This window comes from Salinisphaera sp. T5B8, assembly GCF_040361255.1.
Classification (GTDB): Bacteria; Pseudomonadota; Gammaproteobacteria; order Nevskiales; family Salinisphaeraceae; genus Salinisphaera.
The window spans coordinates 31,334-54,303 of sequence record NZ_APNG01000004.1; the positions used below are offsets into that span (position 1 = coordinate 31,334).

At 63.5% G+C, this 22,970-nt stretch carries 19 protein-coding genes; 9 read left to right on the forward strand and 10 right to left on the reverse strand.

Annotation, left to right across the window (positions count from 1 at the left end; all coding sequences use genetic code 11):
* Positions 1-13 precede the first annotated feature (13 nt).
* Together T5B8_RS04675 and cyoE are read left to right on the forward strand one after the other, a co-directional pair.
* Positions 14-1,018, forward strand: a complete 1,005-nt coding sequence (locus tag T5B8_RS04675; protein ID WP_353176689.1) for a COX15/CtaA family protein — start codon at positions 14-16, stop codon at positions 1,016-1,018.
* Complete coding sequence (gene cyoE, locus T5B8_RS04680) at positions 1,011-1,934, forward strand: heme o synthase (RefSeq protein WP_353176691.1); 924 nt, start codon at positions 1,011-1,013, stop codon at positions 1,932-1,934. The genes T5B8_RS04675 and cyoE overlap by 8 nt, the downstream gene beginning before the upstream one ends.
* Before the next feature lie 6 nt (positions 1,935-1,940).
* Here cyoE and T5B8_RS04685 read toward each other — a convergent pair whose 3' ends face one another.
* Positions 1,941-2,273 (reverse strand): YqcC family protein, encoded by a 333-nt coding sequence (locus T5B8_RS04685; RefSeq protein ID WP_353176692.1) that lies wholly within the window; start codon positions 2,271-2,273, stop codon positions 1,941-1,943.
* Positions 2,274-2,300: 27 nt separating this feature from the next.
* Positions 2,301-2,906 carry a transglycosylase SLT domain-containing protein gene (locus T5B8_RS04690; RefSeq protein ID WP_353176693.1) on the reverse strand — a complete coding sequence of 202 codons (606 nt, stop codon included), beginning with the start codon at positions 2,904-2,906 and terminating at the stop codon, positions 2,301-2,303.
* A gap of 344 nt (positions 2,907-3,250) precedes the next feature.
* On the opposite strand from T5B8_RS04690, the gene T5B8_RS04695 reads away from it, so the two are divergent.
* Genes T5B8_RS04695 through T5B8_RS04705 form a run of 3 tightly spaced genes read left to right on the forward strand, consistent with a single transcriptional unit; the run spans position 3,251 to position 7,442 of the window.
* Complete coding sequence (locus T5B8_RS04695) at positions 3,251-5,086, forward strand: assimilatory sulfite reductase (NADPH) flavoprotein subunit (RefSeq protein WP_353176695.1); 1,836 nt, start codon at positions 3,251-3,253, stop codon at positions 5,084-5,086.
* A gap of 60 nt (positions 5,087-5,146) precedes the next feature.
* The gene (gene cysI / locus T5B8_RS04700; RefSeq protein WP_353176697.1) at positions 5,147-6,895 is read left to right on the forward strand and encodes an assimilatory sulfite reductase (NADPH) hemoprotein subunit; all 1,749 of its coding nucleotides are present in this window, start codon (positions 5,147-5,149) and stop codon (positions 6,893-6,895) included.
* Positions 6,864-7,442: a DUF2059 domain-containing protein gene (locus tag T5B8_RS04705; protein ID WP_353176698.1), complete on the forward strand. Its 579-nt coding sequence runs from the start codon at positions 6,864-6,866 to the stop codon at positions 7,440-7,442. The genes cysI and T5B8_RS04705 overlap by 32 nt, the downstream gene beginning before the upstream one ends.
* Positions 7,443-7,461: 19 nt before the next feature.
* On the opposite strand, the gene T5B8_RS04710 is transcribed toward T5B8_RS04705, so the two are convergent.
* Together T5B8_RS04710 and T5B8_RS04715 are read right to left on the reverse strand one after the other, a co-directional pair.
* Complete coding sequence (locus T5B8_RS04710; protein WP_353176699.1) at positions 7,462-8,343, reverse strand: dihydrodipicolinate synthase family protein; 882 nt, start codon at positions 8,341-8,343, stop codon at positions 7,462-7,464.
* A gap of 67 nt (positions 8,344-8,410) precedes the next feature.
* Positions 8,411-9,079: a TetR family transcriptional regulator gene (locus T5B8_RS04715; RefSeq protein ID WP_353176701.1), complete on the reverse strand. Its 669-nt coding sequence runs from the start codon at positions 9,077-9,079 to the stop codon at positions 8,411-8,413.
* Between the two features lie 189 nt (positions 9,080-9,268).
* Here T5B8_RS04715 and T5B8_RS04720 point away from each other — a divergent pair, with 189 nt between their 5' ends.
* From T5B8_RS04720 to T5B8_RS04735, 4 genes are all read left to right on the forward strand, one after another.
* Entirely contained in the window at positions 9,269-10,330 is a 1,062-nt protein-coding gene (locus T5B8_RS04720) for a ferredoxin reductase (protein ID WP_353176703.1), read from the forward strand.
* A 66-nt stretch (positions 10,331-10,396) separates the two neighbouring features.
* Complete coding sequence (locus tag T5B8_RS04725; RefSeq protein WP_353176705.1) at positions 10,397-11,515, forward strand: fatty acid desaturase family protein; 1,119 nt, start codon at positions 10,397-10,399, stop codon at positions 11,513-11,515.
* The gene (locus T5B8_RS04730; protein ID WP_353176706.1) at positions 11,499-11,843 is read left to right on the forward strand and encodes a hypothetical protein; all 345 of its coding nucleotides are present in this window, start codon (positions 11,499-11,501) and stop codon (positions 11,841-11,843) included. Before T5B8_RS04725 ends, T5B8_RS04730 begins: the two co-directional genes overlap by 17 nt.
* 142 nt (positions 11,844-11,985) lie before the next feature.
* A complete protein-coding gene (locus tag T5B8_RS04735) occupies positions 11,986-15,435 on the forward strand; it encodes a mechanosensitive ion channel domain-containing protein (protein WP_353176708.1) in 3,450 nt (1,149 codons plus the stop codon).
* A gap of 84 nt (positions 15,436-15,519) precedes the next feature.
* Here the strand turns inward: T5B8_RS04735 and T5B8_RS04740 are convergent, their stop codons facing one another.
* From T5B8_RS04740 to T5B8_RS04765, 6 genes are all read right to left on the reverse strand, one after another.
* Positions 15,520-17,136 (reverse strand): OpgD/OpgG family glucan biosynthesis protein, encoded by a 1,617-nt coding sequence (locus T5B8_RS04740; protein WP_353176710.1) that lies wholly within the window; start codon positions 17,134-17,136, stop codon positions 15,520-15,522.
* Positions 17,137-17,190: 54 nt separating this feature from the next.
* Positions 17,191-18,069, reverse strand: coding sequence for an RNA polymerase sigma factor RpoH (gene rpoH, locus T5B8_RS04745; RefSeq protein WP_353176711.1), 879 nt, complete (start codon positions 18,067-18,069; stop codon positions 17,191-17,193).
* Positions 18,070-18,186: 117 nt separating this feature from the next.
* The gene (ftsX, locus tag T5B8_RS04750) at positions 18,187-19,182 is read right to left on the reverse strand and encodes a permease-like cell division protein FtsX (RefSeq protein ID WP_353176713.1); all 996 of its coding nucleotides are present in this window, start codon (positions 19,180-19,182) and stop codon (positions 18,187-18,189) included.
* 4 nt (positions 19,183-19,186) lie between these two features.
* Positions 19,187-19,852 carry a cell division ATP-binding protein FtsE gene (ftsE, locus tag T5B8_RS04755; RefSeq protein WP_006914967.1) on the reverse strand — a complete coding sequence of 222 codons (666 nt, stop codon included), beginning with the start codon at positions 19,850-19,852 and terminating at the stop codon, positions 19,187-19,189.
* Between the two features lie 18 nt (positions 19,853-19,870).
* Positions 19,871-20,839 carry a signal recognition particle-docking protein FtsY gene (gene ftsY, locus T5B8_RS04760; protein ID WP_353176714.1) on the reverse strand — a complete coding sequence of 323 codons (969 nt, stop codon included), beginning with the start codon at positions 20,837-20,839 and terminating at the stop codon, positions 19,871-19,873.
* Positions 20,840-20,917: 78 nt separating this feature from the next.
* Complete coding sequence (locus tag T5B8_RS04765; protein ID WP_353176715.1) at positions 20,918-22,969, reverse strand: VTT domain-containing protein; 2,052 nt, start codon at positions 22,967-22,969, stop codon at positions 20,918-20,920.
* Between the last annotated feature and the right edge of the window lies 1 nt (position 22,970).

Sequence of the window (22,970 nt, forward strand, 5' to 3'; positions counted from 1 at the left end):
CCGGACCCGCGTCATGACCCGTTTTCGTCTGAATCTGATTACGATCTGTCTGGCCTTTGTGGTGATCACGCTGGGCGCGTTCGTGCGCCTGTCGGATGCCGGTCTGGGCTGTCCGGACTGGCCCGGCTGCTACGGCCATCTGGATGTGCCCACCGCCGAAGCGGATGTGGCCGCGGCCAACGAGCGTTTTGCCCATCGCCCGGTCGAGGCACCCAAGGCCTGGAAGGAGATGATCCATCGCTATGCGGCGGGCACGCTCGGCCTGCTGATTCTCGCGATGGCGCTGCTCGCCCTCAAACGCAGCAGCAATCCCCACCAGCAACGCGTTCTGCCCTGGGTGTTGCTGGTGCTGGTGGTCTTTCAGGCGCTGCTGGGCATGTGGACCGTCACCTTATTGCTCAAGCCGCTGATCGTGACTGCCCACCTGCTGGGGGGCATGGCCACCTTTGCCTTGCTTGGCTGGTGTCTGTTTCGCCAGGGCGCATTGTTCGAAGGCTTTCGTCTGCGTATGCGCCGCGGACTGCGGATCGCTGCCGGCGTGGCCCTGGCATTGTTGATCGGCCAGATCTTTCTCGGCGCCTGGACATCGACCAACTACGCGGCGATGGCCTGTCCCGATTTCCCGACCTGCCAGACCTACTGGTGGCCGCCGACGGACTGGTCGACTGCGTTTACGCTCTGGCATGGCTTGGGCATCAACTATGAATACGGCATTCTCGATAGCGTGCCCCGGGCGACCATCCACTGGGCGCATCGTCTGGGCGCGGTGGCGATTGCGCTAACCATGCTGGGGCTTGCCGCGCTGCTCTGGCGCGCGGGCCAGAGCGACCGGCGTTGGCGCGGTATGGCCCTGACGCTGCTCGCCGCGGTCGCCCTGCAGATCGGTCTGGGCCTGTCGGTGGTGGTCTTTCACCTGCCGCTGCCGGTGGCGGTTGCCCACAATGGTGGGGCGGCCCTGTTATTATTGACGCTTATGGCCATTAACCACGCAGTCTGGAAAGCGCGCGATCATGTCTAGCTCGTCCAGCTCAAGCGCCGCCTTTGATCGTTCGTCGCTGTCTCAGCGGCTGACGGATTACTACGAGCTGTGCAAGCCGCGCGTGGTGTTGCTGATCGTGTTCACGGCCATGGTGGGCATGTTTCTGGCGACGCCCGGCATGGTGCCAATCGACGCGCTGCTGTTCGGTACGCTCGGCATCGGGCTGATGGCGGCCTCGGCGGCTGCGGTCAACCAGATGCTCGATCGCAAGGCCGACCAGCGTATGGCGCGTACCCGCGAACGCCCGCTGGTGACCGGCCATCTGGATATGGCGCAGTCGGCGCGTTTCGCCGCCGCCATCGGGCTGGCCGGCATGGCGATTCTGCTGTGGCTGGTGAATGCGCTCACCGCCTGGCTTACGCTGGTCACCCTGATCGGGTATGCCGGCATATATACCGTCTATCTCAAACGCGCGACGCCGCAGAATATCGTCATCGGCGGCGCGGCCGGCGCGGCACCGCCGCTGCTGGGCTGGGTGGCGGTCACCGGCACGGTCGATGCACATGCATTGATTCTGTTTCTCATCATCTTCATCTGGACGCCGCCGCATTTCTGGGCGCTGGCCATCGAGCGCCATCGGGAATATGCCCAGGTGGATATTCCCATGCTGCCGGTCACGCACGGGCTGGAATACACCCGCACCCAGGTGCTGCTCTATACGGTGTTGTTGTTCATCGTATCGTTGCTGCCGTTTGTCACGGGTATGAGCGGGCCGTTGTATCTGGTCAGCGCGATCGGCCTGTCCGGCTGGTTCCTGGTGTATGCGATTCGGCTCAAATACGCGCCCAAGCCCGGGCTTGCGATGCGTACGTTCGGCTATTCGATTCTCTATCTGATGGCTCTGTTCAGCGCGCTGCTGGTCGATCACTACGTGCCGGTGGTATTCGGCAGCTGATTTGCGCTAGGCCCCGCTGATCGCCTGGTCGAAGGCGCGCAGCCGATCGACCACCGCCTGTTTGCCCGGCTGTTCGGCCAGGGCTTCTTCGGCCAGCGGCGCGATCGCGCTGGCTTGTGGCATCGGCGCATTGTCTTCGATCAACGCCCGCATGCGCGGGATGAAGATGAATTGCAGCCATTCGCTGAATGCCAGCGTGTCGGCACAAAACGGCGTACGGCTCGCCATGGCGGCCGGCGAGGGCACATCGTCATGCCAGTAGTCGGCGCCGCGCATGGCCTGTTCGATCGCGAGCACCAGATCGGCCAGCTCGTAGAGGCGTGAGAGTTCGTCGGTCATTTCGGATGATTTAATTAATGCCGGGCCCTAGAACGGCCACCACCAGGGACTGGGGTGCTCGAGATCCACGCGACAGCCCTGCAATTGGCGGGCATAGCGATCGGCACGCGCGTTGACCTTGCCCGCGGTACGCCGCAGCCACGGTTTGCGCCGGTAGCTGCCGCGTTTATACCCGGTCTGGCCTTCGTGATAGGCCAGATACTGGCTATAGGCATCCCATTTGGAAATACCCAGCATGGCGTGGCTTTTGGCCATATACCAGCCGACAAAATCGGTGGCATCGTCGAAATCGTCGCGATCGGCCCAGCCATTGCCGCTGTCGCGCTTGTACCAGTCCCAGGTGCTGTCCAGGGCCTGGGTATAGCCGTAGGCCGAGGTGATATGCGTCCACGGAATGAACCACAGCAGACGCTTGCGCGGCGGGCGTGCATCGCCCACGAAGCGTGACTCCTGATAGATGATGGCCATCTGGACATGAATCGGCGCGCCCCAGCGATCGAAGGCTGCATCAGCCGCATCGAACCAACCGCTCTTTTCGTAGAAGATGTCGCAGACATTGCCGGTCGCGCGCGGCGGGGCGGTCACGCAGCCGCCGAGAACGGCTGCAATGCAAATCAGAACAATACGGTGCATGGTAAAAGCGTAGCAGAGCCTGCGCGGATTGCGGCTGCTTGTCGCGCGCTCGATCGGTGCGACGGGCTATTTGGCGCGGCGATGAGCCCGCCGCGGCGTTCGCCATACAGGCCGGTGCGGTCTTGATGCGGGCGGCGCGATAAGACCCGGCTGGCACCGACCGGTATAATGCGCGGCCCGACAAACGACGCGCCAGCGCAAGACATGGTCCGGCTGGACGCGGTTTGTATATGTGCAAAAGTTATAAGAAAAGAAAAATCCAGACGTTTTAATACAGGTCGTGGCCGGCTACCCTGCGCGGCGCAGGCGTTCGGCCTGATGAACCCACTATTTGCGGATTGTTGATGAAGGCCACTCCCATTCAAGAACACACCAGCCCGCTCGATGCCCAGCAGGCACAGCAGCTTTCGGCGCTGATCGAAACGCTCACGCCGATGCAGGTGACCTGGATCAGCGGCTATCTGGCTGGCATCAACGCCCATGCCACGACCGGCGAAGTCGCTTCGCCGCAGGCCGCGCCCGCTGCGCAGAGCCAAGCCAGCGAGCCATTGACGATTCTGTACGGCTCGCAGACCGGCAACGCCGAAGATATTGCCGAAACGCTGCGTGAGCGCGCCGAGGCTGCGGGTTTGAATGCCAGCGCCTACGACATGCTTGACTACAAGCCCAAGGATCTCAAGAAAGAGAAGAACCTGATCGTCTGTGTGTCCACGCACGGCGAGGGCGACCCGCCGGACAACGCCGAAGAACTGCATGCCTTCCTCTTCGGCAAGAAGGCGCCCAAGCTCGACGGGCTGAAATTCTCGGTGCTCGCCTTTGGCGACACCAGCTACGAACACTTCTGCCAGACCGGCAAGGACTTCGACGCGCAGCTGGAGAAACTCGGCGGCCAGCGCCTGACCGACCGTGTCGACCTCGATGTGGATTTCGACGACGCCGCCGAAGCCTGGATGGAAACGGTCGTCGATACCTACAAACAGCAGCTCGGCGGCGGCGAGAGCGCACACCCGACCGTCACTGCCATGCCCGGTGCAGGCGGCGCCGCAGCGTCGGCCGGCGAGACCTATTCGCGCAAGAACCCGTACCCGGCCGAAGTGCTGGAGAACGTCGTGCTCAACGGGCGCGGCTCGGACAAGGAAGTCCATCATATCGAGATGGATACCGAAGACTCCGGGCTGGTCTGGGAGCCCGGCGACTCCTTGGGTGTGATTCCGGAGAACGACCCGGCCGTGGTCGAGGAACTCATCGCCGCGCTGAACCTCTCGCCCGAGGAAAAGGTGACCGGTATCGATGGCGAAGTGACGTTGCAGCACGCGCTCACGCACCAGTACGAAATCACCACGCTCACGCGCCCGCTGATCGAGAAATACGCCGTCCAGGCACAGAACGAATCGCTCGATGCGCTGCTCGCCGAGGATCAGCGCGAAGCGCTGGCCGAATACATGCACGGTCGTTTTTTGGTCGATGTGGTCGAGGATTATCCCGTTCAGGGCATGACCGGTCAGGATTTCGTACGCCTGTTGCGCAAGCTCCCGCCACGGCTGTATTCCATTGCCTCCAGCCATGCCGCCAACCCGGACGAGATTCACCTGACCGTGGCCGCGGTGCGCTACGAAACCTTCGGTCGGGCACGCACGGGCGTGGCGTCGATTCAGCTCGCGGATCGCAGCGAGGACGTCAAGCTGCCGATCTATATCGACCACAACAAGAACTTCAAGCTGCCGGCCGACGACGACGCCCCGATCATCATGATCGGGCCGGGCACCGGTGTGGCGCCGTTTCGTGCCTTTCTCGAAGAACGCGAGGAGCGCGGCGCGGGCGGCGACAACTGGTTGTTCTTCGGCGCCCAGCACTTTCTCACCGACTTCTACTACCAGACCGACTGGCTGCGCTGGCGTAAGGAAGGCCTGCTTACGCGTATGGACGTGGCGTTCTCGCGTGATCAGGAACAAAAGATCTATGTCCAGGACAAGATCCGCGCCGCCGGCAAGGAGGTCTTCGACTGGATCGAGCGGGGCGCGACCGTCTACGTCTGTGGCGATGCCAATGCCATGGCCCACGACGTGCACGAAGCCTTGCTCGAACTCATCGGCGACAACGCCGGTCTCGACGCCGAAGGCGCGGCCGACTACCTGAAGAATCTGCAGAAAGAAAAGCGCTATCAGCGCGACGTCTACTAAACCGCTACGCCGCCTACGTCGCGTCCGGTTTTACCGACACCACCGAATTCGAGCCGCATCATGAGCGATAAAGAACTTTCCCCGGTCGAACACATCAAGATTGCCAGCAACTATCTGCGTGGCACGATCGCCGACGGCCTGGCCGACGAACTCACCGGGTCGATCGCCGAGGACGACACCCAGCTGACCAAGTTCTACGGTTTCTATCAGCAGGACGATCGCGATCTGCGCTCCGAGCGCAAGGCCTCCAAGCTGGAGCCGCACTACCAGTTCATGCTGCGTCTGCGTCTGCCGGCCGGTGTGGTCACCGGTGAACAATGGCTCAAGATCGATGAACTGGCCCATCGCTACGCCAACGGCACGCTGCGCCTGACCACGCGCCAGACGTTCCAGTACCACGGCGTGCTCAAAAAACACCTGCGCCCGTTGCTTCAGGATGCCTACCAGGTGGGCGTGGACGCACGCGGTGCCTGTGGTGATGTCAACCGCAACGTCATGGCCTCGGCCAACCCGGATCTATCGGCCTTGCATCGTGAAGTGCACGACTGGTCGGTGAAGATTTCCGAGCATCTGGCCTGGAAATCGCGCGCCTACGAAGAAATCTTTCTCCAACAGCCGCCACAGGGCGAAGACCACGAACCGATCTATGGCAAGACCTATCTGCCGCGCAAGTTCAAGATCGCCATCGCCATTCCGCCGGAAAACGATGTCGATGTCTTCGCCAACGATATCGGCCTGATCGCGATCACGGAAAACGACCAGTTGCTTGGCTTCAATATCGCCATCGGCGGCGGCATGGGCTCGACCCATGGCGACGAAGCGACCTATCCGCGTCTGGGTAGCGTGATCGGCTTCGCCACCCCCGAGAACACGCTCGAGGTGGTCGAGGAACTGGTCAAGATTCAGCGCGACCACGGCGATCGCTCCAACCGCAAGCATGCGCGTTTCAAGTACACCATCGACGACCACGGCCTGGGCTGGATTCACGAACAGCTCGACGAACGTGCGGGTATCAAGCTCAAGCCGGCGCGTGAATACCAGTTCGCCCGCAATGGCGATCCGCTGGGTTGGGCCGAGGGCGACAACGGCAACTGGCATCTGACCCTGTTCATCGAAAACGGCCGCATCGCGGATTTCGATGCCAACGGCACGGCGCATTATGGCCAGTATCACGGCCCGGCCAACTACAAGCTGATGACCGGCCTGCGTGAACTGGCCAAGATCCATACCGGCGAGTTCCGTCTGACCGGCAATCACAACGTGATCGTCGCCAACGTCAAACCCGAGGAAAAGGCGGCCATCGAGGAACTGGTCGCGCATTACGGCCTCGACGACGGCCGCAAGTATTCCACGCTGCGTCATTCCGCCATGGCCTGTGTCGCGTTTCCGACCTGCGCGCTGGCCATGGCCGAATCCGAACGCTATCTGCCGACACTGGTCACCAAGATCGAGAAGATCGTCGAGGATGCCGGCGTGACCGATCAGCCGATCGTCATTCGCATGACCGGCTGCCCGAATGGCTGCGCGCGGCCGTTTCTCGGCGAGATCGGTTTCGTTGGCAAGGCCCCCGGCAAATACAACCTCTATCTCGGCGCCGGTCATGACGGTGCCCGCCTGAACAAGCTCTATCGCGAGAATATCGGCGAGGAAGAAATCCTGGCCGAGCTTACGCCGATCATCGAACAATATGCCGCCGAGCGCGAAGCTGGCGAACCGTTCGGGGATTTCGTCATTCGGGCCGGTATTATTGCCGAAACCACCGAAGGACGATTCTTCCATGAAAACGTCGGCTCCCCCGAAGCGGCCTGATCGCAATCGCTGGCGCGGCGCGGGCCGATGGCTCGCGCCCGCGCTGTTCCTACTGTTCTGTGCGCCGCCTCTGCTGGCTCAGGGCGGCACATCAGCGACGACGCGTGCCGACTCGGCCGGCAGCCCGGCCGCGCAACAGGACAAGGAAGATGTCATCCGTGAGCTGATCGCGCTCACCGATGCCGAACAGCTGGAGGCGATATTCTCGCGCCAGTTCATCGATCGCGTGGCCAATGCCGTGGCGCTGTTTCGCCCGGATATGGACCCGGCCACCATGCGTGTGATTCGCCAGGAAGCCACGTCGGTGATCCGCGAACGTATCGAATCCGGCGATGCGCTGTATTCGGTGCTGTATCCGGTCTACGAAAAACACTTCAATATCTTCGAGCTCAACCAGCTGGTCGAGTTCTACCAGTCGCCGGTGGGCCAGAAGCTGGTACGTGTTTCCCCCGAATTGCTGACCGAAACGCTCGCCCTGGGGCGCGAATGGGGCCTGTCGCTGGTGCCCGAGATCATGGAACGCGTGCAGGCGCGTTTGGCGCAGTAGCACGCCGGCGGGTACGAACTCAGATCAACTGGCTGGCGACAAGCGCACGGCGTACCGATTCACGTTCATGCGCCGAGAGTGGTTGTAGTGGGGCCGGCATCACGGGCGCGGCGCGTTCGATCAGTCGAATGGCCTCATGCGCGACGCGATAGCTCGCGTAGTCTCGGCAGACATCCCACAGTGGTTGCATGCGTGCATGACACGAGCGCGCGCTGGCATAATCCGCCTGCTCGATTGCCTGCATGATTTGGTGGAATGCGCCGGGGAAAACGCCCGCCATGACCGAATACCAGGCCCTCGCGCCGGCGACTAACGCGTTCAAGGCCAGCTCATCGCCGCTGTAACCGATCTGCAGGCGATCACCGATATGGTTGGCAAGGGCCTCGTGCCTGGCCGCGGCATCATGCGGCGGCGCAGGTTGCTTCAGTGCTGCGATATGCGGATGTTCGGCGAGCTGTGAGAGCAGGCTTTCGCTGAAGTCGAAGCCGGTAGTACCGGGATTGTTGTATATACAGATCGGGCGACCGACGCCATCGGCGACCGCTACGAACAGGCGCTCGACCTCGACTTCGCGCAGCGGAATATACGAAACCGGGGCCAGCAACAGACCGTCTGCGCCAAGCGCGCATGCCTTTTGTGCGTGATGTTGCACATCGGCCTGGGTCAGCGCGCCGACCCCGGCGATGACGGGGATGCGTCCCTTCGCCTGCGCCACGGCCGTTTCGATGACACGCCCGCGTTGTGCGGCATCCAGATAGGCGTAGGATCCAGTGCTGCCCAATACCCCGATGCCATCGACGCCTGCCTGAAGCAGCGGCTCGAGAATTGCAGCGAATGCGTCGGTATCAACCCGACCGGCATTATCGAGCGGCGTGATGGGGAACGCGATCAGACCTCGCAAGACCCGTGTAGCGCGACCGGTAGCATCTTGATCTGGCGTATTCAGGCGCCCGGTTCGGTTCATGTGCTCAGGCATGCGAACGCTCAGTCCGGCTGCTTTCCCAGCGCCCGACGCCCATGAAGATCAGGCGCAGCTGTTTTTCGGCGCGCAGCATCAGCGCATCGTCTTCGGCGTTGTCGGGGTCGACATCGAGAATACGCTCGGACAGGGTGATTACGGTATTCACCACCAGATCCGCGATCGTGCGCAGATCGTCCTGCGAGATATGCGAAAACTCGTCAAAGCGCGCGAAGTCCGCGGCCAGGGCATTGGTCAGCAGCACGATCTCGTTGTGAATAGCTTCGCGCATGGCTACGGTGCCGGCAAAGCGTTCCTTGACCACGAACTGAAACAGCAGCCGGTTGTCGCGTACGTAGTGGGCGAACAGCTCCACCGAATAGCGCACCAGACCCTTGAGCGGCATGGACGACAGCGCCGCATCATTGAGGATATGACGCAGCGAGCGAAACGTATCCTCGATCAGGGTCAGGCCCAGCGCGTCGAGATCCTCGAAGTGACGATAGAACGCGGTGGGCACCACACCGGCCTGACGCGCGATGCGGCGCAGCGAGATCGCCGAGAAATTCGCCTCGGTGGCGACCAGTTCCAGTGCCGCCTGCATGAGCGCCTCGCGCGCTTCGCCGCGGCGCGGCGCGCTGCGCTGGCGCGCCGCCGGTTTTTTCGCATCGCGGCTCATGGCTGTCGGCGGTACGGACATAAAAGCGTCATCGGCATGGATAGCGACCTTAGCCGCTTGTGAGGCGATTGAAAACAGGGCACGGCGATCGCGGGCGTGAGATCGATAAATCGCTTGTGAACAAGTGTTGACTTACGCCCTGCGATCGCCATAAAGTGTACACGTGTTCACATTCACGAGGAAGCGTCGATGAACCCGGTGATGAAGAAAGTTCTCGGTAGTTCCGTCGTCAGCGCGCTGACCAGCCCGCTGTCGGTCGACGACTATCTGGCCCTCATCGACGGCCGTCTGTCGCTCACCGAACCGCGCGGGCGCGTCACGCATGCCGTGCGCCAGACGCCGGACAGCGTGACCCTGGTGATCGAGCCGAACGACAACTGGCGCGGGCATCGCCCCGGCCAGCATGTGCTGCTCGGCGTAGATCTCGATGGCGTGCGTCATAGTCGCTGTTTCTCGGTGGCCAGCGCGCCGGGCGAAAAGATGCTCGAGATTACGGTCAAGCGCAACGGCGACGGCCGCGTGAGCAACTATCTGGTGGATCATGCCACACGTGGCCAACTGGTCTATCTGAGCCCGGCCGAAGGCGAATTCTATGCGCAGTCGCGCGCGCCGCAGCAGGCCTTGTTGTTGAGCGCGGGCAGTGGCATTACCCCGGTGATGGGCGTGTTGCGGCACTGGATTGCCCGTGGCGAACTGCACGACGTGGTGTTCGTTCACTACGCCCGTACGCGCGCCGACATGATCTACGCCGAGGAGCTCGAAGCCCTGGCCGCGCGTCATGCCGGTCTGCGGGTGGAAAGCGTATTTACCGCTGATGGCGGCCAGCGTCTCGACGACGCCTCGCTCCAGAACATGGTGCCCGATCTGGCCGCGCGCGAAACCTGGATGTGTGGCCCAGCCGGTTTCATGGATGCCGCCGAGCCTTTGATCACCGCGCGTAGCGATGCGCCGCTGCATCGCGAGCATTTTGCGGCCACCCGCCGCGATGCCGCCCAGGGCGAGGGCGCAGTGCAGTTTCTCAAAAGCGACGTCGCGGCCTCGGGGGAAAGCGGTTCGTTGCTGGAAGTCGCCGAAGGCGCCGGACTCAAGCCCAACTACGGCTGTCGCATGGGCATCTGCCATGCCTGCAAGTGCCGGGTGGCCGAAGGCAGCGTGCGCGACCTGCGCACCAACCGCGTACGCCAGGTCCGCGATACCGATATCCAACTCTGTATCCACGCCGCCGCCGGCGACGTGGCTGTCGAACTGTAGAACGCGGTTCGATCTGTTTTTAAAAGCTTCTCACGATCGACGCATAGCGCGTCATGGAGTAGAAACATGGGTAAACCGACACATCTGAGCAAAGCCGATATCGAAGCCTTCGGGCGCGAAATCGATGCCGTTCGCGATGAGGTCATGAACGACCTCGGCGAGCGTGATGCAAGCTATATCCGCAACATCCTCAAGACCCAGCGCTATAGCGAGGTTGCCGGCCGCGCGTTGTTGATGGCCGGGTTGCTGCCGCCGGCCTGGGTGGCCGGTGTCGGCCTGCTGTCGTTGTCCAAGATCCTGGAAAACATGGAGATCGGGCATAACGTCATGCATGGCCAGTGGGACTGGATGAACGATCCGGCCATCGATTCGGCCACCTACGACTGGGACAACACCTGCCCGGCGCATCAGTGGAAGCATTCCCACAACTACATGCACCACACCTTCACCAATATCGTCGATCTGGATCGCGATGTGGGCTACGGCATTCTGCGCATGAGCGAAGACCAGCCCTGGCGTGTGGCGCACCTGGCGCAGCCGCTCACGGCCGCGACGCTGGCGACCTTCTTCCAGTGGGGCGTGGCCCTGCACGATCTGGAAGTCGAGCGTCTGGGCAAGGACAAGACCTTCAAGGAGGCCGCGCTTCAGCTGCGCGAGATCTGGGGCAAGGCTCGCAAGCAGGTGCTCAAGGACTATCTGCTGTTCCCGGCCCTGGCGGGACCGATGTTTGCGCCGGTACTGGCGGGTAATATCACCGCCAATCTCAACCGCAACCTGTGGTCGTTCCTGATCATCTTCTGCGGGCATTTCACCGATGAGGTGGAAATGTTCGATGTCGAGGAAACGCGCGACGAAACGCGCGGGCAATGGTATCTGCGCCAGCTGCTGGGCTCGTCGAATCTGACCGGCAGCGTGCCGTTTCATATCCTCACCGGCCATCTGAGCTATCAGATCGAACACCATCTGTTCCCGGACATGCCGTCGCATCGCTATCGCGAAGTCGCGCCCAAGATCCAGGAGATCTGCCAGCGCTACGGCCTGAACTACAACACCGGGCCGTTGACCAAGCAGTTCGGAGGCGTGGTCAAGCGCATTCTGCGCATGTCGTTGCCCCATCGGCGTAAACGCAATACGCTGGAGCCCAAGACATCCGCGGATGCGCCGGCCTATGCTCAAGCTGCTTGAAACCCTCAAGGACTCGGCCGAGTCGACCTTCGACTCGGCCGCGTCGCGTGTCGAGAACGTGCATCGGCTGATCAGTGGCTATGTCGGTGGGCAGACACGCCGCCTGCGCGGCGCACGCCGGCCGCAAGCCGACCCGCGCGATGGACAGTCGCCGCGTAGCAGCCAGCCGCGTGACGCGAGCATCTACGATGTCATTCGCGGCGTGAATCGCGAAATCGGGGAGTTCGGCACCGACGTGTTCGAAATCATCGACGATGCCCGTACGCGTCGGGCGATCGAAAAACGGGGTGCTACCAAGCCGGGCGAGGATAGCGAGCGCGATTCGTAGCGCGCGCATACACCTGCGCTCGACAATACGTTTGCGAGTACAACGTTCGGTTCGCCGTGCCGGTCGCGAACGCGTAAAATCGCCCCGCGAACGATAGCCGAGCGAGGGCCGAATGGCGGTACCGGTGTTGACACGTCGATGTATGGCCCAGCGGCTCGGTCGGGTAGTGCTGGGTTGTTTGATCGTGTGTCTGGTACTGCTGCAGCCCGCGCTGGCCCAAGTCGCGGGTGAGCAGAAAGGCCTCGAAGAACGTATCGCCGATCTGCGTAGCCGGGCCGAGGCCGTGCCGGCGCGCGAGAATATGGATTCGGCGTTGCGCGATCAGATCGTGGAAACGTATCAGCGCGCGATCTCGTCGCTGGAAACCGCGCGTAACGCCCGCCAGGACACCGCCGAAATACGCCGCCAGGCCGAGCAGGCGCCGGAGCGTATTCGTGAACTCAAGGACGAGTTGCAACAGATCGACGCGCCACCTTCGAGTCAGGCGCTCAGCGATCTGCCCGCGAGTACGCTCTCGAGCCGTGTCGAGGCCACCAGTTCGCGTATTGCCGATAATCAGGCCCGTCTGGCCGATCTGCGTGACCAGCTCAACCGTATCGCCCAACGGCCGGATGCAGCGCGCGCAGCCCTGGCCGATGCCCGCGAGTCGTTGCGATCGTTGGATAGCGACAGCAGCGCCATCGAGCGCGATCAGCCGAGTCTGCTGCTGGAAGCCAGAAACGCCGCGCTGGCTGCCCGGCGCGAAGCCCTGACCGCCGAAATCGAGCGCCTGCAGCAGGAACTCAGCAGTCAGGATGCGCGCCAGCGTGCACTTGAGGCGCAGCGTGCGCTCGCCGAAGCGCGCCAGGCCTACGACACGGAGCTGCTGGAGTCGTTGCAGCTGGCCTTGGGCCAACGTCAGAACCAGAGCGCGATCGAGCTACGCAAGGCCAGCGAGCAAAAACTCAGTGAATTGCGCACGGCTGCCGAGCCGATCAGCGATACCGCCCAGCGCAATGTGGAGTTGGCCGACCAGCTCACCCATATTACCGCCCAGACCGAGTCACTGGCCTCCGAACAGGTGCGCCAGCACAAGCGTGTCGATGATATTCAGCGGCGGCTGAGCCTGGTTCAGCGCCAGCTCGAGATTGGCGGTTCCTCGGTCGCGCTGGGGGATGTGCTGCGTGCCCAGCGTCGTGATCTGGCCCGACCGGGCCTGTTGTCGACCGGGGGCGACCACGCGGCCGATACGAGCCAGCCGGAAATCGCCTCCGCCGAGTTGCAGCGCTTCCAGTTGCAGCAGCAACGCGCCGATCTCGAGGATATCGACCGCCGTGTCGCCGAAATCGCGGCCGACAATCCGGACCTCGACGAGGGCCAGAAGACGTCGCTCGAAGCGCTGCTCAGGCATCGCCGCGATATTCTCGATCTGCTGATCAGTGCCGAGGGCCGTTATATCGAGATCGGTCGCGATCTGCGCCGGCTGTCCTCGGAATACGGCCAGACCGTCGATTCCTTCAATCGCCTGCTCGACGAACGCCTGTTCTGGCTGCCGTCCTTTGCGCCCATGGGGCTGGGCTGGTTCGCCGAGGTCGGACAGGACCTGCCCTGGGCATTCAACTGGTCGTCGTGGACGCGGGCGCTCGAACGTCTGGTCGACGGCGTGCAGGCACGCCCGTTCGTGGCCGCCGCCGGCCTGGCGCTGATCGTGGCCCTGTTGCTGTTGCGCCGCCCGTTGCGCTCGCGCCTGCGCCGTCTGGCCGAGCCGGTGGGCAAGGTCCAGCACGATACCTTCTGGGTCACCCTGCGCGCGGCGCTTGCGACCGTGCTGCTGTTCATCCCGCCGGTGGCCGCGTTGTTGCTGGCCGGTTATCTGGTGCGTACCCCGGCCGATTCCGACGTGTTTACCACGGCGGTGTCGGCGGTGTTCGTCCAGGTGGCGATTCTGGTGCTCTTCCTCGAGCCGTTTGCCCAGGTATGTCGCAAGTACGGCCTCGCCGAAAGCCATTTCCAGTGGCCGGAAGAGGCGCGCCACGGCCTGTATCGCATGCTGCGCTGGTTGCTGGCGATGTTGTTCATCCCAACCATGCTGGTCACCTTCACCGAAGCGTTCGACGACGACAGCAAGCGCGAAACGATCGGCCGCGGCGCCTTCATGGCGAGTTCTTTGATGATCGCGGCGTTTTCCTGGCGACTGCTGCATCCGACCCGCGGCGAACTCGCCGGTGTCGTCAACCCGGAGGCGGGTTCGGCCTGGCGGCTGGGGTATTTATGGCTGCCGGTGGCGGTGGGCGTGCCGTTGCTGTTGTTTGGTCTGGCCGGCATGGGCTATTACTACACCGCCTTGCAGCTGCAGAGCCGGTTCTTCTACTCGGCGGGGCTGCTGGGCGGCGGCTTCGTACTCTATTCGCTGATCGTACGCTGGTTGACGGTCGCCGAGCGCCGGCTCGCGCTCACGCGCGCCTTGCGCCGACGCGAGGAAGCCCGCGAGGCGCGTGCGACCCGCGATGCCGCCGCTGCCGCCGGTGAGAGTACGCCGGAAAATCTGGATACGTTGGAGATCGATCTCGTTCAGATCAGCGAACAGACTCGCGGTCTGATCAAGGTGGTGATCGCGCTGATTTCGCTGGCCGGGCTGTGGTTGATCTGGTCGGATACCTTGCCGGCGCTCCAGCTGCTGGACAACATCACCCTCTGGCAGTATGCCAGCGAGGTCGACGGGCGCACCCAGTTGACCCAGGTCACCCTTGGGGCCTTGCTGCTGGCACTGACTCTGGGTGTGGTTACGGCCCTGGCCGGACGCAACCTGCCGGGCTTTCTGGAAATTACCGTGCTGCGGCGGTTTTCCATGGATGCCGGCAGTCGCTATGCGATGGCGACCCTGTTTCAGTATGCGATCGTGATCATGGGCATGCTGGGCGCGGTTGCGTTGATCGGCTTTCGCTGGTCGTCGATTCAGTGGCTGGTCGCGGCCGTTGGTGTGGGCCTGGGTTTCGGCTTGCAGGAGATCTTCGCCAATTTCGTCTCCGGTATCGTCATTCTCTTCGAGCGCCCGGTACGGGTGGGTGACACGGTTACCGTGGGCACGCTCACCGGCACGGTGTCACGTATTCGTATTCGCGCGACCACGGTCACCGACTGGGACAACAAGGAAGTGGTGATTCCGAACAAGACGTTCATCACCGAAACCGTGATCAACTGGACGCTCACCGACGACATCACGCGTTTGATCCTGCGCGTGCATCTGGCGCTGGATACCGATACCGAACTGGCCGAAAAGCTGATCATGGACGTGATCAGAGACGAGCCGGTTGCGCTGGAAAACCCGGCGCCGACGGTGTTCTTCGTGGGCTACGACGATAGCGCGCTGATCTACGAAGCGCGTATCTTCTACCACGATCTCTACAATCTGCTGCCCTTGCAGCATGCGATCTACAAGGGCATGCACGCGGCCTTTCGCGCCAACGACGTGGTGGTGTCGTTCCCGCAGCAGGATCTGCATCTGCGCTCGGTCGATGACTCGTTCGCCAAGGTCTTTCGGGGCGCGCCCGGCAAAGCCCAGGCCGAGAGCGGGGGAACCGACGACTCGCCGAAACCGGTGGGCGACACCTGATCGACGCCCCGACTTGGCGCTTGGCACAGCCGTCGCGGTTCGGCCGGCGAGGATTGTCCTGAGCGCCGGCCTCAGTGGCGCTGCTCAGGCGTTGTCGTCGCCGCTATAGAGTTGGCGGGGCAGGGCCTCCGGGTAGTAGGCATAGAGCCAGGTTTCGGTCACCTGGCGCGCGCCGTGGTATAGCGCGGCCTGCAGTTCGACCGGTGTGTCGTCGGGCGGCAGTTCGCCTTTCCAGTCGAAAAACACCCGCCAGCGCCCGCTTTGTTCGACATGCTGTACATACGGGTTGTCGATCTTGCCGTGGCTGGCGTGCACTCGCGGCTCGGGTGCGTTGTCGGCGTCGAGGCCGTCCAGGGGCTTGCCGGCGAAGTCGATCACGAACTTGCGTGCCAGCACCGACTGGTCCTGGTAGGTGCCCGGCGCGCCGGCACGGCCGGTACGGGTGGCCATTACCCGTGCCAACGCCGGGGGATCGGGCTGATCAGCGCCCCAGTACAGACGATAGTCGAAGCGCCAGGCACGTGCCGCGGTGGCTTTTTCGCTTGGCACCCAGAACACGTTGATGTTGTCGTACACCTCTTCGTCGGTGGGCAGTTCGAGCAGACCGACATGGCCGCTGCCCCAGTCGCCGCGCGGTTCGACCCAGAGGCTGGGTCGGTTTTCGAACCCCACGTCCGGGTCCTGATAGTGATCGAAGACCCGGTCGCGTTGCAGCAGTCCGAAGCCCTTCGGGTTTTTATCCTCAAAGACGCTGTACTGGGTACGCGGCGGGTTGACCAGCGCCCGCCAGAGGCGTTCGCCCTGGCCGGTGGTCATGGCCAGGCCGTCGCTGTCGTGTATTTCCGGGCGCCAGTCCACGCCGCGTCGTGCGTTGGTTTCGGAAAACCAGAACATGCTGGTTAGCGGGGCGATGCCCAGCCGCCGAATAGCGCGACGTTGAAACAGCCGGCTTTCGATATCCAGCACGATATCGTTGGGTCGGCTCAGGGTGATCCGGTAGGCGCCAGTCACATGTTCGCCCTCGAGCAGGGCGCACAGGGTCATGCGGGTGGCATTGGCCGCGGGCTTGATCAGCCAGTACTGGGTGAAATTCGGAAACGCCTCGTCGCTGCCATAGCCGGTATCGACGGCCACGCCGCGCGCCGACAAACCGTACTGATCCAGCCCGCCCGGGCTGCGGAAATAACTCGCGCCCTTGAAGGCCAGCCATTCATGGGCCGGCTCGGTCCGCCCGAGCACGCGTAAGCCGGAAAAACCCAGATCCGCCGGCAGGCGCTCGGCGAGCTTTGGGTCGTCATAGCGAAACAAGGCACTGTCGTAGGGGATACGCCGTGTTCGCCCGTTTTCGACCACGTGAATCGCCACCGGCGACCGGGCGTTTTGATCCAGGTGAAAGAATTCAACCGTGACCGGCGTGTCCGAGGCGGCCCAGAGTGCGGCCTGCTTGCGCGTATGAATGCCCATGAAGGCTTCATAACCGATCTCGTCCAGCAGCTTGTCGTAGCGTTGTTCGGGGGCCGTGTAAGGCCGTTGCGCCAGGGCACGGGCGTGGGCGATCACGCGATCGAAATCGAAGGCTTCGCCGTCGGCCGGCAAGGCGGGAATATCCGTGGTAGCGGCTGCCCAGGTGGGCAAAAGACAAACGCCCGCGAGTGCCGTGGTGGACACAAGCAGGCGTCGTCTTCCCAGATCGGTTGTCATGCGCGAATTGCTGGCGTTCAGCCCGGCAACAAGGCTAGATGGCCAATAGGCCGACTAGGCCGCGCTGACCATCGCGCCCCGCAGTTTCTTGATGGCGGCAACTTCGAGCTGGCGAATACGCTCGGCCGATACCTGATACTTGTCGCCGAGTTCCTGCAGGCCGATCTTGCCGTCTTCGCGCAGCCAGCGGCTTTCCAGGATATCGCGGCTACGCTCGTCCAGCTGGGTCATCGCCCGCGACAGATTGGCGTGCTGATAGGTCTGCCAGTCGCCGTTCTCGATATCCGAGGCCGGGTCGTAGCCGTCGTCGGCCGACAGATAATCCTCGGGCGCGTAGCTGTCCTCGTCGTTGGCCGAGGGCAGGGCGTTATACGAGGTATCGCCACCGGACAGGCGCCGTTCCATCTGCAGCACGGTTTCCGGCTTGACGCCCAGATCGCCGGCCACGGCCTGGACTTCCTTGTCGTTCATCCAGCCAAGACGCTTCTTGGAACTGCGCAGGTTGAAGAACAGCTTGCGCTGGGCCTTGGTGGTGGCCACTTTCACGATGCGCCAGTTGCGCAGGATGAACTCGTGAATCTCGGCACGAATCCAGTGCACGGCAAAGGAAATCAGGCGCACGCCCACATCCGGGTCGAAGCGCTTGACGGCCTTCATCAGGCCAATATTGCCTTCCTGAACCAGATCCGCCAGCGGCAGGCCATAGCCCGAGTAACCGCGGGCAACATGCACCACGAAACGCAGATTGGAGAGAATGAGTTTCTGAGCCGCCTGGATATCGCCGTCGTCGCGCAGCTTGCGGGCAAGCTGCTGCTCGTCGTCGACTTCCAGCACGGGAATGTTCGAGACCGCCTGCAGATACGAGTCGATGCTGCCCGAGGCAAGCGTCGGCAGGTTCATCTTGGCGGGGGATAGAGAAATATCGTTAGCCATGTGCAAAGCCTCCTTGGGACTTTTGCCTATTACAGCCATTCTAGCAAAAATTCACGCCGGCTGATGCCGTGAACATAGCAATGCCTTTAAGACCGCTGGCCCCAGGTTAGGTTCCCGCTATCGTGGTTCGATCGCGGCCAGACGGCGGTTGACCGTGAGCACACAGCCCAGCCAGCCGAGCGCGACGCCGATACCCAGCAGCATGAACACACCTTTCAGGCCGAGCCCGTGCATGGCCAGTGCCCCGTTATAGGAGCGCGTGAGCGCAGCCAGGGGTTCGGCAAGCGCAAGGAAACAGATACCCAGCAATATCAGCGCCAGCACTGCGCCGATCAGGCCATACCAGAACCCGCTGTAGAGAAACGGGCGCCGAATGAAGGCGTCGGAGGCACCGAGCAGCTTCATGACCTCGATTTCCTCGCGCCGGTTCTCGATATCGAGGCGGATGGTATTGCCCACGATGAACAGCACCGCGGCCGACAACAGCAGCCCGATTACCCAGGCCGAGCGCTCGATCACCGACAGAATCGCATACAGACGTTCCAGCCAGGCCTGATCGAGCTCGGCCCGCGCCACGCCGGGCTCGTCTTCCAGCGATACCAGCAAGGCCCCGATTTCGGCGCGCGACATGTCTGCGCGTGGATTGATCGTGATCACCGCCGGTAGCGGATTGTCTTCCAGCGCATCGAGCGCGGCACCAAAGCCCGAGGACTTGCGAAATTCGGCCAGCCCGGCCGCAGCGGAAATATAGCGGCTGGTTGCGACATCGTCGCGCTCGCCCAGGCGTTTGGCCAGGGCCTGGCCGTCGGACACCGACAGATCGTCGCGCAGGTACAACGAGGCCTGAACCGCGCGATGCCAGCTCTGCGAGAGCGTATCGAGATTGTTCATCAGCACGTACAAGCCGGCCGGCAGGGCCAGTGCGATGCCGATGACCGTGGCGGTGAGCAGGCTCGCCAGCCAGCGCCGATGCAGCCGGCCCAGGCTTTCGATCAGACAGCGTGCATGCGAGCTCACCCAACCCTGCGCGGGCGCGGCGAGCGTGCTCGGCATGCCGCGACGACGGGTATTGCCAACCGCGCTGGGGGCGGGTTTGCCGCTACTGCGTGCCATCTCGTTAGCCGTTCTCCAGGTGACCGTGATCCAGACGAATCCGGCGATGACCCATGCGTTCGACCAGATCGATGGCATGGGTGGCGATCATGATGCTCGTGCCAGCTTCGTTCAGGCGCATGAAAAGCCGCATGATATCGGCCGACAGCGCCGGGTCGAGGTTGCCGGTCGGCTCGTCGGCGAGCAACAGATAGGGGCGATCGACCACCGCCCGCGCGATGCCCACGCGCTGCTGTTCGCCGCCGGAGAGCGTGATCGGAAACTTGCGCTCGAGCGAGAGCAGGCCGACCGTATCGAGCGCCGCGCGCACGCGCCGGGCGATATCGGCATGACCGAGCCCGCGGATGACCAGCGGCAGGGCCACGTTGTCGAAGACGGTGCGGTCGAACAACAGATTGTAATTCTGAAAAATCAGGCCCAGGCGCTGGCGATAGCGCGGGATCTGGCGGCGCTTGACCGCGGCCAGATTGGTGCCGTTGATGACCACCTGACCGCGGGTGGGGCGTTCGATCAGGCCGATGAGCTTCATCAGCGTCGACTTACCGGCACCGGAATGCCCCGTCAGAAAAGCCATCTCGCCGCGTTCGAGATGCAGCGACACGCCGTCGAGCGCGATCTTGCCGCCTGGGTAGCGTTTGATCACATTCTTGAAGGCGACGATATCGGTCATGGGCGAAAACGGGCCGCGTTACTTGCTGCGATCGAACAGCGCGTCCATGAAATGCTCGGATTCGAACACGCCCAGATCCTCGACTTTCTCGCCGATGCCGATAAAACGCAACGGCAGGCCGAGACGCTTGGCGATGGCGAACACGATACCCCCGGAGGCGGTGCCGTCGAGCTTGGTGATGGTGATACCGGTCAGGCCCACGGCTTCATTGAAGGCCACCGCCTGCTGCAATGCATTGCCGCCGGTGGTCGCATCCACCACCAGCATGACTTCATGCGGGGCGTGTTCATCCTGTTTGGCGAGCACGCGCTTGATCTTCTTGAGCTCATCCATGAGATGGCCCTGGGTGTGCAGGCGCCCAGCGGTATCGGCAATCAATACGTCGATACCGCGGGCCTTGGCGCGCGAGAAGGCATCGAAGACCACCGATGCCGAATCCGCGCCGCTGCCCTGGGCCACCACTGGTACATGGTTGCGTTCGCCCCAGCCCTGCAACTGCTCGACCGCTGCCGCACGAAAGGTATCGCCGGCGGCGAGCATCACCGACTGACCGGCGTCCTGGAATTTCTTGGCCAGCTTGCCGATGGTCGTGGTCTTGCCCACGCCGTTGACGCCGACCATGAGAATCACGAACGGACGCGTGTGCTCGGGAATGGTCAGCGGTTCCTCGCAGGGGGTGAGAATCGCGCCCAGATGTTCGCGCAGGGCCTTGCCCAGATCCTTGCCGGTACGCAGGCGCCCGCCGTCGAACATCACCTGCAGCCGATGCATGACCTGACCGGTGGCCTCGACACCGACATCGGCCAGCAGCAGCTGGGTTTCGAGTTCGTCGAGCGCATCCTGATCGACCGTTTCGCCCGGCAACAGATTGCGCAGGTCGTAGGTCAGCCACGAGTCGCCCTTGTTGAGGCTGGCTCGCATACGGGTGAAAAAACCCGGCTGTTTGAGTTTGGAGCTCTTGCGCGCCTTGGGATCGACGTTGGCCATGAAGAATGCGCTGCCTGCGGTTGAAACGTGAACGAGGGCGCGTGGCGCGAATCCGGCATGGTGGTGCCGGCGCGCACGTCACCGATCGGGCGCTACTTTAGCATCGCCGCCGGCCACGGGCGCAGCGATGAGTACGATCGGTCGTTGATCGTTTTCGACCAACCGGAAGGTCAGCCCTGCGCGTTCCAGGTCGGCCACCAGCGCACGGCGTGCGCTGGCATAGTCGCGTTGATCGGCAGCCGTGGCCAGCAGATGGAAACGATGCGCGACCTGCTGGGTATCGGTCATGCCCACCCACAATGGTCGATGATCGACTGCGCGCACGCGCCCGGTCGGCCATAGTCGCAATACGCGGCGCAGCCGTTCGGCTTCAGGGGCGGCGGCTGCATGCACCAGCGTCAACGCCGGCTGGCGCCCATCGTGAATGCGTGGCAATACCGCGAGCTGGCGGATATCGCTGTCACTGACCAGCCAGTGCAGCGGCTGACTCATGCTCAGCGCGGGCGCGGCCTGCCAGCCGGCTTCGGCCAGCGCATGTTCGAGTTCGGCGGGCGTGGCCGCGGCCTGGACGTTCAACGGCGCGCTCGCGCGCCCGGCGATATCGCGAATACGGCTATCGAGCTCGCGATAGCCGCCGCCGGCCCAGTCGCCGACGACGGTTTGGGTGCGCTTGGCCTGCGCCTGTGCCCAGGCGCGATAGGTGGTATCCGGCAGAATGCCGGCGACCACCGCGATCATCCCGAAACCGGCGAATACCGCCAGCACGGGCGCGCCCCGCACCCGGCCCGGGCGCTGACGCCGATAGCTGAGCACGAGCATGTTCAGCCACACGAACGCAATCGCCAGGCCGATGAGCAGATCGCTGGCCCAGTCCAGGCCCAGATACAGGCGCGCGAGCGCGATGAGCACCACGCCGGCGACGGTGATCGAATGATAGTAGGGGCGCGCGGTGGCGGGCTGGCCGGCCGCGATCATGAGCCCGGCCATGCCGTAGACGGTGGCACACAGAATCAGATCCTGACCGCCGCCCGCGAGAAACAATGGATCGCTGACATCGCCATGGAAGTAGCCGCTGGGCGCAGGAATGGCCAGCCACCAGCGCAGACCGAGTGTGACCAGCGCCGAAAACCCGAGCGCGGCCACCCAGTGGGTCGCGGCACGACCGTTGCCCATCACCGCGAGTACCGCTGCCAGCACCACCGCGAAGGGCAGATAGATCAACGGTGAACCCATCTGGGCGATGGCGAAGGCGATCTGATCCGAGATCGGCGTCTGCAGGCTTTGTACGATATAGAACGCCACGGCATCGAAATGCCCCGGATAGACCGGCCGTTGCCAGCCCCACATGAGCAGATAGGCCAGCGCTGTGGCCAGCATCAACAACACCGCGCCGATGGCCAGGGCCGGGATTTCGGGCTGGCGCGGATCAGCCAGGGCCGGGCCCAGCCGGCCCAGGCGCCGATGCCGCCGGCTCCAGGCCAGCAGTCGCCCGGCATAGCGATGCAGGGCGACGCGCCCGGCGACCAGTACGAAGCGCACGGCAATGGTCGTCAGCCAGACGATGGCCACGACCGCGACCAGCAGGATCGCCAGGCGGGTGGCCACCTGGGCGGCCAGATCCAGCGAGGCGCCGAATACCACGCCCGGCAGGATATAGCAGGGCGCCCAGATCGCGGTGGCGATCAGGTCCATGACCACGAAGCGTGTGATCGACAGCCCGGCCGCGCCGGCGACCGTGGGTATGATCGGACGCAGCGCGCCGATCAGGCGACCCATGACGATGGCCTTGCCGCCGTGCTCGGCCAGAAAACGCTCGCCCCGTGCCACCAGCGCGGGCGCCCGGGCAAAACCGGGCAATGACGATAGCCGGCCCCGATAGCGCCGCCCGAGCGCGTAGCTGGCGCCGTCGCCGATCAGCGTACCCACGATCGCCACCGCGAATGTCGCCCCCAGCGGCAACAGGTTGGCGCCGATCAGCGCGCCGAAGGCGAACATGAACAGCGCCCCCGGTACCAGCAGGCCGAACAGAAACAGCGATTCGCCGAGGGCGACCGCGAATACGAGCGCGAGCGCGGCTAGCGGATGGGTCTGAACCCAGGCCAGCAGGGCCGCGAACAGCTCGTGCCCCATC

Bases quoted from the DNA above. Each gene is read 5' to 3' on its own strand.
- T5B8_RS04675 (WP_353176689.1), top strand. From the start codon at position 14: ATGACCCGTTTTCGTCTGAATCTGATTACGATCTGTCTGGCCTTTGTG.
- cyoE (WP_353176691.1), top strand. From the start codon at position 1,011: ATGTCTAGCTCGTCCAGCTCAAGCGCCGCCTTTGATCGTTCGTCGCTG.
- T5B8_RS04685 (WP_353176692.1), bottom strand. From the start codon at position 2,273: ATGACCGACGAACTCTCACGCCTCTACGAGCTGGCCGATCTGGTGCTC.
- T5B8_RS04690 (WP_353176693.1), bottom strand. From the start codon at position 2,906: ATGCACCGTATTGTTCTGATTTGCATTGCAGCCGTTCTCGGCGGCTGC.
- T5B8_RS04695 (WP_353176695.1), top strand. From the start codon at position 3,251: ATGAAGGCCACTCCCATTCAAGAACACACCAGCCCGCTCGATGCCCAG.
- cysI (WP_353176697.1), top strand. From the start codon at position 5,147: ATGAGCGATAAAGAACTTTCCCCGGTCGAACACATCAAGATTGCCAGC.
- T5B8_RS04705 (WP_353176698.1), top strand. From the start codon at position 6,864: ATGAAAACGTCGGCTCCCCCGAAGCGGCCTGATCGCAATCGCTGGCGC.
- T5B8_RS04715 (WP_353176701.1), bottom strand. From the start codon at position 9,079: ATGAGCCGCGATGCGAAAAAACCGGCGGCGCGCCAGCGCAGCGCGCCG.
- T5B8_RS04720 (WP_353176703.1), top strand. From the start codon at position 9,269: ATGAACCCGGTGATGAAGAAAGTTCTCGGTAGTTCCGTCGTCAGCGCG.
- T5B8_RS04725 (WP_353176705.1), top strand. From the start codon at position 10,397: ATGGGTAAACCGACACATCTGAGCAAAGCCGATATCGAAGCCTTCGGG.
- T5B8_RS04730 (WP_353176706.1), top strand. From the start codon at position 11,499: ATGCTCAAGCTGCTTGAAACCCTCAAGGACTCGGCCGAGTCGACCTTC.
- T5B8_RS04735 (WP_353176708.1), top strand. From the start codon at position 11,986: ATGGCCCAGCGGCTCGGTCGGGTAGTGCTGGGTTGTTTGATCGTGTGT.
- T5B8_RS04740 (WP_353176710.1), bottom strand. From the start codon at position 17,136: ATGACAACCGATCTGGGAAGACGACGCCTGCTTGTGTCCACCACGGCA.
- rpoH (WP_353176711.1), bottom strand. From the start codon at position 18,069: ATGGCTAACGATATTTCTCTATCCCCCGCCAAGATGAACCTGCCGACG.
- ftsX (WP_353176713.1), bottom strand. From the start codon at position 19,182: ATGGCACGCAGTAGCGGCAAACCCGCCCCCAGCGCGGTTGGCAATACC.
- ftsE (WP_006914967.1), bottom strand. From the start codon at position 19,852: ATGACCGATATCGTCGCCTTCAAGAATGTGATCAAACGCTACCCAGGC.
- ftsY (WP_353176714.1), bottom strand. From the start codon at position 20,839: ATGGCCAACGTCGATCCCAAGGCGCGCAAGAGCTCCAAACTCAAACAG.
- T5B8_RS04765 (WP_353176715.1), bottom strand. From the start codon at position 22,969: ATGGGGCACGAGCTGTTCGCGGCCCTGCTGGCCTGGGTTCAGACCCAT.